Annotated in this window: 11 protein-coding genes and 1 pseudogene; 6 read left to right on the top strand and 6 right to left on the bottom strand. The window is 62.5% G+C overall.

Features of this window, described 5'->3' with window-relative positions; translation table 11 throughout:
* Positions 1-162 precede the first annotated feature (162 nt).
* Complete coding sequence (locus Q319_RS0120710) at positions 163-1,005, top strand: acyl-CoA thioester hydrolase/BAAT C-terminal domain-containing protein (protein ID WP_156039502.1); 843 nt, start codon at positions 163-165, stop codon at positions 1,003-1,005.
* Positions 1,006-1,147: 142 nt separating this feature from the next.
* Here the strand turns inward: Q319_RS0120710 and Q319_RS25840 are convergent, their stop codons facing one another.
* Entirely contained in the window at positions 1,148-1,786 is a 639-nt protein-coding gene (locus tag Q319_RS25840; protein ID WP_029484330.1) for a hypothetical protein, read from the bottom strand.
* A gap of 135 nt (positions 1,787-1,921) precedes the next feature.
* Here Q319_RS25840 and Q319_RS0120700 point away from each other — a divergent pair, with 135 nt between their 5' ends.
* The gene (locus Q319_RS0120700; RefSeq protein ID WP_029484329.1) at positions 1,922-2,203 is read left to right on the top strand and encodes a hypothetical protein; all 282 of its coding nucleotides are present in this window, start codon (positions 1,922-1,924) and stop codon (positions 2,201-2,203) included.
* 14 nt (positions 2,204-2,217) lie between these two features.
* Here the strand turns inward: Q319_RS0120700 and Q319_RS0120695 are convergent, their stop codons facing one another.
* Positions 2,218-2,709: a transposase gene (locus Q319_RS0120695; RefSeq protein ID WP_051655623.1), complete on the bottom strand. Its 492-nt coding sequence runs from the start codon at positions 2,707-2,709 to the stop codon at positions 2,218-2,220.
* Between the two features lie 165 nt (positions 2,710-2,874).
* Here Q319_RS0120695 and Q319_RS0120685 point away from each other — a divergent pair, with 165 nt between their 5' ends.
* From Q319_RS0120685 to Q319_RS0120670, 4 genes are all read left to right on the top strand, one after another.
* Positions 2,875-3,849 (top strand): ABC transporter substrate-binding protein, encoded by a 975-nt coding sequence (locus Q319_RS0120685; RefSeq protein ID WP_029484327.1) that lies wholly within the window; start codon positions 2,875-2,877, stop codon positions 3,847-3,849.
* Between the two features lie 29 nt (positions 3,850-3,878).
* Positions 3,879-5,408: an ABC transporter permease gene (locus Q319_RS0120680; RefSeq protein ID WP_081846209.1), complete on the top strand. Its 1,530-nt coding sequence runs from the start codon at positions 3,879-3,881 to the stop codon at positions 5,406-5,408.
* A gap of 9 nt (positions 5,409-5,417) precedes the next feature.
* Positions 5,418-6,500: an ABC transporter ATP-binding protein gene (locus Q319_RS0120675; protein ID WP_081846211.1), complete on the top strand. Its 1,083-nt coding sequence runs from the start codon at positions 5,418-5,420 to the stop codon at positions 6,498-6,500.
* A 341-nt stretch (positions 6,501-6,841) separates the two neighbouring features.
* Positions 6,842-7,024, top strand: a complete 183-nt coding sequence (locus Q319_RS0120670) for a hypothetical protein (protein WP_029484324.1) — start codon at positions 6,842-6,844, stop codon at positions 7,022-7,024.
* Between the two features lie 16 nt (positions 7,025-7,040).
* Here Q319_RS0120670 and Q319_RS25835 read toward each other — a convergent pair whose 3' ends face one another.
* The 4 genes and pseudogenes from Q319_RS25835 to Q319_RS27995 form a co-directional block, all read right to left on the bottom strand.
* Complete coding sequence (locus Q319_RS25835) at positions 7,041-7,916, bottom strand: integrase core domain-containing protein (RefSeq protein WP_051655621.1); 876 nt, start codon at positions 7,914-7,916, stop codon at positions 7,041-7,043.
* The gene (locus Q319_RS0120660; protein ID WP_029484322.1) at positions 7,913-8,200 is read right to left on the bottom strand and encodes a transposase; all 288 of its coding nucleotides are present in this window, start codon (positions 8,198-8,200) and stop codon (positions 7,913-7,915) included. Before Q319_RS0120660 ends, Q319_RS25835 begins: the two co-directional genes overlap by 4 nt.
* 550 nt (positions 8,201-8,750) lie before the next feature.
* Positions 8,751-9,527, bottom strand: a complete 777-nt coding sequence (locus Q319_RS0120655; RefSeq protein ID WP_029484321.1) for an aminoglycoside adenylyltransferase domain-containing protein — start codon at positions 9,525-9,527, stop codon at positions 8,751-8,753.
* A 530-nt stretch (positions 9,528-10,057) separates the two neighbouring features.
* Positions 10,058-10,457, bottom strand: a pseudogene (locus tag Q319_RS27995) (IS1 family transposase); the annotation flags it as partial.

The following is a 10,457-nucleotide window of genomic DNA, read 5'->3' as shown; positions in this document are numbered from 1 at the left end:
TCCGCTTCCTGGTGCTATCTCGCCAACATTCGCCTGATGCTCCGTCGCCTCGACCCATCCGTCGAACCTTTATAAACACGCTCTCAGGCTTCCACGCGCCGCCTGACGCGCAGTCCAGACCTGCGTGAAACTTCCGTCCGCGAGCAAGGGCTGGTAGGGACCTTGTTCCGCCCGCCCAGCGATCAGCCATTGCGGGGAGCCTGTGTCCGTCTGGGCGGTTCGGAAGGTGGCCTGTACGACATGGAAGGCGCGCTGCTGGCCTCTGAGGGCTTTATGACCCTCAGCCTCGCCTACTTCGGCGTCCCAGACACGGAACTGCCCGAGCAATTGGTTAACATTCCGCTGGAGTACTTCCAACAGGCCATTGCTTTTCTGCGGGAGCAACCGGAAGTGGCGGGACGGCGCGTTGGGATCACGGGCGCGTCCAAAGGCGGAGAAGCCGCCCTGCTCATCGCCGCGACGTACCCACAGGCCGTTGGAGCGGTGGCCGCCTTCTCGCCGGGTGGACTGGTCTTCGAGGGCATTGACCGGACGCGCACTTTCCCTGCCGGACAGGCCATGTCGTCATGGTCCCTGAATGGTCAGCCGCTGCCCTATATCGCTTACCGGACCGACTGGAATGCCCTGTTCGCAGGACCTGGCCCTTACAGCATGACCCCGGCGCACCGGGAGGCCGTTGCAGCGGCTACCCCAGAAGAGGTTGTGGCGGCCACGATTCCGGTGGAGCGCATCGACGGCCCAGTGTTGCTGGTCAGCGGCGAGCAGGATCAGGTGTGGCAGGCCACGGAGCTGAGCCGACGCGTCAAGGAGCGCCGCGAGCAGTCGGGGCTGTCCGTGCAACACCTATGGCATCCGCGTGCAGGACACGCCCTGAGCCTTCCAGGACTGCCCACCTACAGTTCGGTGCCGTGGACGTCTATGGGTGGGGACGACGATGCCAACGCCCAACTCCAGTTCACGGGTTGGCAGGCACGGCTGGAGACCCTGAGCGCGGCGTGGGATTGAAACCATGCGGTAACAGTTCTTCAAACCTCCAGAAAGGGCTATAAATCAACGAAGGCGATCTCCCGGAAACTGTGACATTGACGTTCTCAGCTTCGCCCAACTGGAAGCGCTTTGTCGCGGTTCTGCAGGTGGAGTTCAGGAGTTACACGTTCTCCTGCATGCCCCTTGGTTTGGACGCTGTTGTTCTCCGGCCCAGACCGAGGGTCTGTCCTTTGCTGAAGTTGCGCTGCATCTTCAGCCGGGTCGCCTCGGCTGCCGCTTTGAAGTCGATCAGGCCCGCTTCAATATTCTCTACGCTCAGCTCAGGCTGCTCCGTCTCAGGAACACCTTGAGATGGTGCGGGAACCAGACGGTAAAAGGCCGCCGCCTGGCACAACTCCTCGTACCGGGCATTCACCTCACCCGGCATCCCCCCTGGATTCAACTGACACACCATCAGGTATTCCAGGAACGTCGGCTCCCCACGGTTCGCCACGGGCAGCAGCATCCCAGCATAGAAGCGGCTGTACGCTCGCCAGGCTGCTGCCAGAGACCTGGCAGCCCAGTGGGCGATCTCCGGGTGGTGGGCGTGCAGCTTCTGGAGGTCCTCCCTCGGCAACACACTGCGCCCGTAACGTTCTGGGTCCAGAATCAGTGCTGAGCGCACCAGGTCATACAGGCCCCGCGCAAAGCAGACGACGCGCCCCTGGGCTTCCCAACGCCGAAGCGTTCTCTGGGTCTGTTGCCGAGCCTGTGTGGAACGGGAGCCGTGAACCGCTTCTGCCAGTCGGTCCACCGTCATGGGCCAGGCGGCCTGGCGTGCCAGTTGCCAGTCCAGATCTACTCCGGCTGCTTTGGTGACTTGGCTCGGTATGGAAGAAGACCTCAGTTCTTCTCCCTTCACACGGGGGAGCGCGTCTGAAGTCCCTGATGTCAGGTGCTGTTGGCCGTGCAGGAAGTGACGGGCATCATCGAGATGGATATAGGGGGGCGCGGTGCGCCCCTCGCCCTGCTGGTACGCGCTCTGGATGTGCTGACGCCGGACCCAGCGCTTCAACCCCATCAGGCTTACCGCAGACAGATGGGCCAGGTCAGCGAGGCTGACCCAGGCATACCGATCTGCATGAGGTCCGTAAAGATGGCGTGCAGCCTCTTGGAGGGTGCAGCGCAGTTCTTCTGCGACGAAAGCGGGACTCAGGGGGCCATAGACGCGGTGTAGTTGACGGAGATGCTCTATCGCGCCGATGGAACCAGAGCGGTCAAGAACTGCAAGGCCCATACCCGCTCTGCCTGCGGGATGGGGGCCAGGAGCATCAGGCTCAGCCAGCGGAGACCGCTGGCTTTCACAAATTGACCTTGACTGGACCGGACCGGATCACGGTAAATCCCTCTGGCCGCGATCTTCTTTCCTCTGCGCCGTTCAATCGTGTCATCCAGTCCGATGAACAGCGGTCCATTAGGGACGAAGGCTTCCAGCAATTGACCCAGGAGAATTCGGCTGCCCTGAAGCGGGAACCAGATAGCTCGACTGAGAAAGTGATGGAACCTGGCGAATCCGGTGTCGTCGCTCAGACCAAGCAGGGTCAGGAGGGCAGAGATGGTGCGTTTGTGGGTGGCAAGGATGGACCCGACAAGTAAGGTTTGAGCGTTGATCCAGGTGGGTTGGGTAAACATCTCGGCAAAGGGGGCGATAACATCGGTGAACCATTTTGGGACTTTGAACATCTCCAAATGGTTTCAGGCGGTGCTGAGAGGAACCTCAGCACCGCCTGAAAAAATGGGCAAAGTCGAGCTGAGGGCATACATGATAGGACTAGTGCGCCCTGGCGAGAACATCTGGGCCGAGGTTCAGCAGACCTCCGCCTGACTTTCATCCGCTAGACCGTACGGATGAAACGCCTGTTCCTGACTGCCGCGCTCTCTGGCCTGAGCCTGGCCAGCGCCCAGACTGCTTCCGTTAATCTCAGCGGCACGCTGACCCTCTACACCTCCGAGGTGCAGGCCGACGTGCAGGCGCAGGTGGACGCCTTCAAGAAGCTTTATCCCAGGGCCGATGTGCAGCTTTTCCGCTCTGGTACCGGCGAGGTCACGGCCAAGCTCAACGCCGAGCTGGAAGCCGGCAACTCCCAGGCCGATCTGCTCTGGGTGGCCGATCAAACCTACTTTGACACGCTCAGCAAGCGGACCCTGCTGGAAAAACTCGATCTCAGCGGTCTGAATGTGCCCGGCAGCGCCGTCTACGGCGGCACGTACGCCGAGGTGCGCAAGCTCTACAACGTCATCGGCGTCAACACCAATGTGCTCAAGACCGTGCCGAAGTCGTTTGCCGATCTCAAGCAACCCGCCTACCAGAACAAGCTGGCGATGCCCAATCCGCTGTTCAGCGGCGGCGCACTTTCTACCGCTGGGACGCTGGCGCAGCGGCTGGGCTGGGATTACTTCGACGCACTGGCCAAGAACGGTATGAAGATCGAGCAGTCCAACCCGATCACCACCACCAAGTTGATCGGCGGCGAGTACGGCGCGGCGCTGCTGGTGGACTACGCCCTGCGGCGTGAGGCCGCCAAGGGTGCGCCGATCCAGATCGTCTACCCCACCGAGGGAGCCATCCTGGTGCCAACGCCCATCGGCGTGCTGAAGTCCAGCAAGAACAAGGCGCTGGCGCAGGCGTTCGTGCGCTTCCTGTATTCGCCAGCGGCCCAGGCAAATTTCTCCAGGCTCTCTTACGTGCCCGTGATGTCGGACGCGCCCCGGCCGGCCGGCGTCCCGGCCAGCGTGCCGACCCTGCCCAGCGCGGCGGCCTACATTGCGGCCAACAAGGCCGAGATCGGCCAGCGCTTCTCGGCCCTGTTTGACCTGAAGTAAGTGGCCCGGCCTGAAGCACAAGCGGCGGCGTGAAGCCCAGCACCTTTAAGTCGGGCACCTGGGCGGCGGTCATCCTGGCCGCGACTGGACTGTTCGCTCTTTTTAGTGTCCTGGCACGCGGTCTGCCCGCCGTGCCAGGCGTGTTGCGCGCCGACTGGGATGTGGTCCTGACGACGCTGGGCCTGGTGGGCGTGGGCCTGACGCTCTCGCTGCTGATCGGCGGTGGGCTGGCGCTACTCACGTGGCTCGCGCGGCTGCCCACTGCCGCCGACCTGCTCATTTCAGTCTCGTACCTGATTCCGCCGTTTATTGGGGCGACGGCCTGGCTCGCTGCGCTGGGGCCGGGCAATGTGTTCACCGGACGGGCGATCCTGCCGGTCTACTCACCGTTCGGCATTGAGCTGGCCTGGGTGACGCACTACGCTCCGCTGGCCTACCTGCTCGTCCGAGCGGCCCTCAGCGCCCAGGGGGAAGGGCCATTGCTGGCCGCCCGTGTCCATGGCCTGAACAGTGTGCAGGGGCTGCGGCGGGTGGTGCTGCCGCTGATCTGGCCCGGCGTGGGCGCGGCAGCAGCGCTGATCGGCCTGAGCCTGCTGGGCAATTTTGGGGTACCCGCCGTGCTGGGCTTTCCGGCCAAGATTTATACCCTGTCCACGCTGGCCTACGCCCGGCTGCTCAACCCCACGCTGGCCGATCCGCTCTCGGCGGCCTCGGGAGTGGCCTGGCTGCTGGTGGTGGCCGCCCTGCCCGCACTGCTGATCCGCCCCAGAACGCCAGCGGGCGATCCAGCAGCGGACTTTGGGCTGCCCACACCGCGCGGCCTGCGCCACCTGGCCTGGGCAGCCGTCAGCCTCTGGACAATGATCGCGCTGGTACTTCCACTCGCGGCCACGCTGCTGCTGGCCTTCAAGCCTGCCTACCGCCCCGGCTTCACGCTGGAGAATTTCGCCGGGGCGCTGGCCCTGGACAGCGTGCGGCGGGGCCTGTGGCACTCGGTCTGGCTGGCCCTTGCCGCAGCAGCCCTCTGTGCGCTGCTGGGCCTGTGGATCGCCCGCGCTGGACAGGGATCGCGGCTGGCTGGCGCGGCGCAGCGACTGCTGACCCTGCCGTACCTGCTGCCGGGTACGCTGCTGGCCCTGGGGCTGATCCTGGCCTTCGGGCGCACCGCGCTGTATGCCACGCCACTGTTCCTGATGCTGGCCTACCTGCTGCGCTTCCTTGCGCCGGGAGTAGAGGGCGGGCGTAGCGCGGCCACGCCTGGCACGGCGAACCTGGAGTTTGCCGCCCGCCTTCACCGGGTGCGGCGCTGGCCGACCTTCTGGCGCGTCACCCTGCCGCTGGCCCGCCCGCATCTGGTGGCCTCATTTCTGGTGATCTACCCGCTGGCGCTCTCCGAGGTCACGCTCTCGGCGCTGCTGTACGCGCCGGGCGCGGAAACTGCCGGGGTGGGCGTCCTCAACCTGCTCTCTGAAGGCAACCTGCGCGGGGCCGCCGCATTGGCCACGGTACTTCTGCTGCTGAGTCTACCCACCCTGCTGGTGCCGCGTGGACGCGCTTAAATGGGGGTCATGCCGAGAAAAGAACAGTCGCCCGTGCCAGGTCCCACCACCCGTCCAGACGCCCTGAATCTGGTGGGCGTGACCAAACGCCTGGGACGCAACGAGGTGTTGCAAGGCGTTGACCTGAGGGTGGGGGCCGGGGAGATCGTGGCGCTGCTGGGGGCCTCGGGCAGCGGCAAGACAACCTTGCTGCGGCTGGTGGCAGGGATGCTGACCCCAGATGCGGGCCAGTTGACCATTGGTGGACGTGAGGCGGCGCACTTGCCCCCGGAAGCCCGCCGATTGGGCTTCGTGTTTCAGGATTACGCCCTGTGGCCGCACCTGAGTGCCAGGGAACACCTGACCCTGGTGATGGGCAGGGCGGGTGTGGCCCAGAGGGCGCGGGCGGACACCCTGCTGACCACGGTGGGCCTGGCCGGGTTGGAAGAGGCCCGGCCAGCTCAGCTTTCCGGCGGCCAGCGGCAGCGGGTGGCGCTGGCCCGCGCCCTGGCGGTGGAACCTGAACTCATCTTGCTCGACGAGCCGTACAGCGCCCTTGATCCAGTGTTACGTGAGACGCTGCGCGGCGAGGTGGCGGCGCTGCTGCGGGCCGAGGGCCGCGCCGCGCTGCATGTGACGCATGATCCCGACGAGGCCATGACGGTGGCCGACCGGATTATCGTGCTGGGCAGCGGCAGGGTGCTGGATGATGGTCCCCCGGAACGGGTCTACCACTCACCCGCGACGCTGGGGGCAGCCCGCGCGCTTGGGCGACTGAACGAGCTTCCAGCCCAGGTCAGGGCTGGGGAGGTCAGACTGGGCGATTGGCGCGCTCCAGCAGCGTTGCCTGACGGCGCGGCGATGGTCACGGTTCGCTGGGAACACACGCGGGCGGTGAGGAGCCACGGCGCGGCCCTCCAGGCCACCTTTGAGCGTGACGCCTCCATGCGCGGCGTCACGCTGGGCCGTTTTCGGTTGTTGGACGGCCCTGTTGTGGTCGCCCAGCGCACCACGGCGTGTGAACCGGGTGAAGTGGTGGGCCTTGAGCTTGTAGGCGTGGACGTCTTTAGCCTGGAACAGAGCCAGCCAAGCACCCTCTGGAGCGCGCCGTAAATACGCTTGATGCGCATTGCAAAAGGTGGACTCAGACCACCAAGCGCCTTTTCGCCGTTCAGCACGAGGGCGAGCTATGTCCACCCCCCCCACGCAATGGGGGAGGAACAAAAAATCCCCCGTCTGGAACAACGAATTTTCTATTCCCGAGTGTTGAAGCAGCGTGGTGGTGGGATGGTCTAGTAAAGCGTGGTCTAGAAGGCGGGCAACGTCGAAAGGAGCGGTTATGGTGATTCATGCCCAGTGAGCAGGACGACAACATGCCAAGGAGCCGAGATGGCACCTGAGTCTGAACGGGTGTTTTCAGGCGATAGGGCTTACAACGCGACCTTGGGGATGGGATGATCCGCCTGGACCGCCAGCACGAAGAGGCGTTGCGCGAGATATTGAAGCTGTTCATTCCGCACCGAATCGGTTCCAATATAATTCAAGAGGAGATCGGCGAGCAGCCGGTATTCATCGGCGGCCAGCTCCAGATGGAGACTGGGTTGATCCTTGAAGGTTGCCCCCGCTTCTCTGGGTAGTGCTCCAGAAATCCCGTCAAGCAGCGAAGAGAGACTTCGCTGACGCGACCAGTTTATCCCAGGGATAGGTATAGCCCAGGGCCGAGTGCAGCCTCTCCGTGTTGTTCCAGTGCTGGAATTGGGCGCACTGGACGCGAAGTTCGGTGATGGACCGCACCTCCTGCCTGAAGATCCATTCGTATTTGAGATTTCGGTTCACCCGTTCCAGAATCCCCATTCCACCGCGCTGCGACACCTTCGCCCTGATCCAGCAGCCCACCTCATCACAGGCCAGCTTGAACGCCTGCGACGTGAAATCTGATCCTCCATCCGACATCACCACAATGTTGTCCCCAATCCCGTGGTGATGGAGCATCTGAAGTCCGGTCTGCAGCGCGGTGACCGCGCTGCTCGCCGAGAGATGACGAACCACCTCCAGGTGAAGCACGGCGCGGCTTTGAACATCCAGCACGACATAGACCCAGGCGACGCCATCCGCGAGACTGAACCGGGTGGCGTCAATCTGAATCCGTCGCCCCTCAGGCCACAGGAGGGGCGTCAGGACGGGCACAGACGGGCGCCGTATTTTCCTCGGCTGGGCCGGAATCAAGTCCAGTTCCCGGAGCAAGCGTCGAACCTCGTGACGGCCAGGCGCAGCCTGACCGTACTGCCTGACGAGTTGATGCTGAACGCGCCGATACCCATAGGTTGGATTCGCCAGCGCGACATCACGCACCTGATCACGGTGCGATTCACACCGTGCCTGACGAACTTTCGCTCGTCGGGCGTATCGTCTGGCATCACGCAACTTCCAGTACGGCACTTCAACGTCCCGGGCAAAGTTGGACAGGCTGATGTGGGGCTGGTCTTGGAGCACCTCGGCGTAGAGCGCGAGGGCCTGCTGAACGCTCAAAGACCCCGGGCTTTTTTTGCGATGTAGAGCGACAGCTCCTTCTCACCCAGCAGGCTTTTCAGACGCTCGTTTTCCTGCTCGAGGGCTTTGACCCCGTGGTCGACATGGTCGCCAAGGAGGCGGGCACGGCCCGCCTCCAGGAACTGCGTTCGCCATTTGTGGATCAGGCTTTCAGCGACGCCATGCTGACGGGCCAGTTCGGCCACCGATTGTTCACCGCGCAGGACGGTGAGCACGATTTGTTCTTTGAGTTCTGGTGACCACGTTTTCCGTTGCTTTCCCATATGTTCCCTCCAGTGTGCCCCACCCTCTCAACGGATGGGGGACTTTTTGTCGGGATTTCTGGAGCACTACCCTGAAGTGCGTCATGGCTCGATTTTCAGGGAGGGTTATCAGATGCGAGTCAACTCCGTTTCAGCGTCCAATTTCACCCGGAAGAAAAAATCCTCTTTTTTATTTGGCTCAATTTAATTTGAAACCCCGTTTAGGGTTTGATTGAACTGGCCTCTAGGCCGTCTGGGAGAGCATTTCGCGCACATTGGAGATCGGCACTGCCCCTTTTGCCAAGCCTGTAAGGTTCTGGGATCACAAGCTATCTGTACAACGTGCTGCATCTTGAGCGCAGTAGGTGATCAAAACCGCAGAGAAAACATGGTCTGTTCAGGTAAAGAGCAAATAAATCCCTCTTATTCCCGTGCCAGAGAGGATTTTCGCCATCAGACTCAAGCCCTAAACGGGGTTTAATTTGAAGTTTACCGGGACACAGCTTGCCCAGTGGGGGACGCTCCCCCGCCACTGCCATTTGGGGTAAAGCCAACCTCTTGGTGCCCAATCTTACTCACGGATATCGGTTATTCGGTTACTGACCGCCGCTATAAAATCCTTGACGGTCGAAAAATCGGGACGTGGCCTCGCTTCTCCAGAGCCGTACCACCAAGTCACCGCCCATTCGATCAGGGAAGCCCACTCAGGGAGTTGCAAGGCTGCCCACTTCGCGGCCTGTTTCTTGGAAACCTGTTCCCCGGTGGTCGCGGAATATAAGGCACGGCAAAGCGTGAGCACGCCGTAGACATGGCTCCCCGCGTGGTGAGGGTCCATCTCAGCGATCCATACTTTCCAGTTGCTGGCATGTTCTCGGACAACCGCGACAAATTCAGCGCGGTCAAGGCCCGGCATGATTTGCTGCGGTGGTGGGCCGAACAGGGCAACGCCGCTGTACCAGGCCATGTACCACTGCAACAGGTAATGCCGCGTCGCTGGGACCAAGTGAAGCGGTTCGCCAGGGCTAATGCGGGCCATCAGACGCGGCTGTGTTCGGAAGGACTCAAGAGCGGCAACGGAAATGTAGTTGATTTCAACTCGTCCACACCAGGCAGGTTCATCGGCGTCCAGTTGGCTGTGGAACACCTGTAAGTGTTCAATCGTCTGCTCGGAAGGGTCATGGGAGAGCACGGCGAGGAGGTCGATGTCACTGCGCTCGGGGTTGAAATCGCCGGTTACCAGAGAGCCGTGCAGGTAGAGCCCCAGCAGCGTCTCAGGAAGATGCTGAGAGAGTTGGTGCGTCAGATGTCGTAACAGCCGCTCAACTTTGGTATCCGGGGTGATGACCATGGAGGGAGCGTAGCAGCCAGCGTGGACTTGGTACTCCTGATTTGCGGCTTGGGCCAGGCAAACCGCTGAGCAGCAAACTGGGAGAAAGGCTCGCCCATTGGGGCGACTACCTCGGATGGGACCATCTCAACAACCTTTTCATAACTTCCCGACTTCAGACGCCGCCAACCTGTGTCGCGTGGAGAATGAAGGAAAACGGCTTGGACGGCTGATCAGTGCGATTGGTGGCCTGATGTTCGTGCTGGGCAATGTTTGTCGCTGCCTGCCGATTTTGATACATCTGAACAGCAGCGCCAGAAATTCGCCAACCGTCTGGGCCAGTAAAAGCTCGCTGCTGAGCGGAACATTTGGGCTAAAGCCCAGTAGGATCAGCGCGGGGAGGGTCTCGTCAGCAACCCGGTGGGCGTCACTGCGGTCCCACTTGCTCGCGGCGGAGGTAGATGTGTCCCCCCCCGGCGTCACCGATCCCAGCGATCCAGCGCATGACGGCGACTTCAGGCTGGGGTACGGGATGAGGTGGTGGACTGGAATCATGACCGACATGGGGTTGGCACGACCACAGTGCCGAGCAGGCGCAGCACGCTCCACACCGCATCCGTGATCCCGATGGCCATCGCTGGCGTCCGCTGCGCATATTGACGACGTCCCACAGGTTCATCCAGCTTGATCCGCAGGCTTCGGTTCACCCGACAGAAGTTGTAGACCCCATTCACCAGATCGCTTACCGTCTGACGGACGTGGGGAAGCCTCGCGAACGCGAGGCTTCTGCGGACCTGGTGCGGATTCATGCGCCGGGCCGTACCGTTGTGCCGTTCCACTGCCGAGGTGTTGGGGGTGTTGTAGCCGAGAGAGGCCAGTTCCTGATCGACGCGCCGCTGGGAGCCAGCGGCGCGTTCGATGCGGATGTCCACTACGCGCTTGCCCTGATAC

This window comes from Deinococcus marmoris DSM 12784 (genome assembly GCF_000701405.1).
Lineage (GTDB): Bacteria > Deinococcota > Deinococci > Deinococcales > Deinococcaceae > Deinococcus > Deinococcus marmoris.
This window is presented reverse-complemented; position numbering and strand designations above follow the sequence as displayed.

Excerpts from the sequence above, each read along its gene's own strand:
- Q319_RS0120685 (WP_029484327.1), top strand. The coding sequence starts at position 2,875 with ATGAAACGCCTGTTCCTGACTGCCGCGCTCTCTGGCCTGAGCCTGGCC.
- Q319_RS25840 (WP_029484330.1), bottom strand. The coding sequence starts at position 1,786 with ATGACGGTGGACCGACTGGCAGAAGCGGTTCACGGCTCCCGTTCCACA.
- Q319_RS0120660 (WP_029484322.1), bottom strand. The coding sequence starts at position 8,200 with ATGGGAAAGCAACGGAAAACGTGGTCACCAGAACTCAAAGAACAAATC.
- Q319_RS0120675 (WP_081846211.1), top strand. The coding sequence starts at position 5,418 with ATGCCGAGAAAAGAACAGTCGCCCGTGCCAGGTCCCACCACCCGTCCA.
- Q319_RS0120695 (WP_051655623.1), bottom strand. The coding sequence starts at position 2,709 with ATGTTCAAAGTCCCAAAATGGTTCACCGATGTTATCGCCCCCTTTGCC.
- Q319_RS0120670 (WP_029484324.1), top strand. The coding sequence starts at position 6,842 with ATGATCCGCCTGGACCGCCAGCACGAAGAGGCGTTGCGCGAGATATTG.
- Q319_RS0120655 (WP_029484321.1), bottom strand. The coding sequence starts at position 9,527 with ATGGTCATCACCCCGGATACCAAAGTTGAGCGGCTGTTACGACATCTG.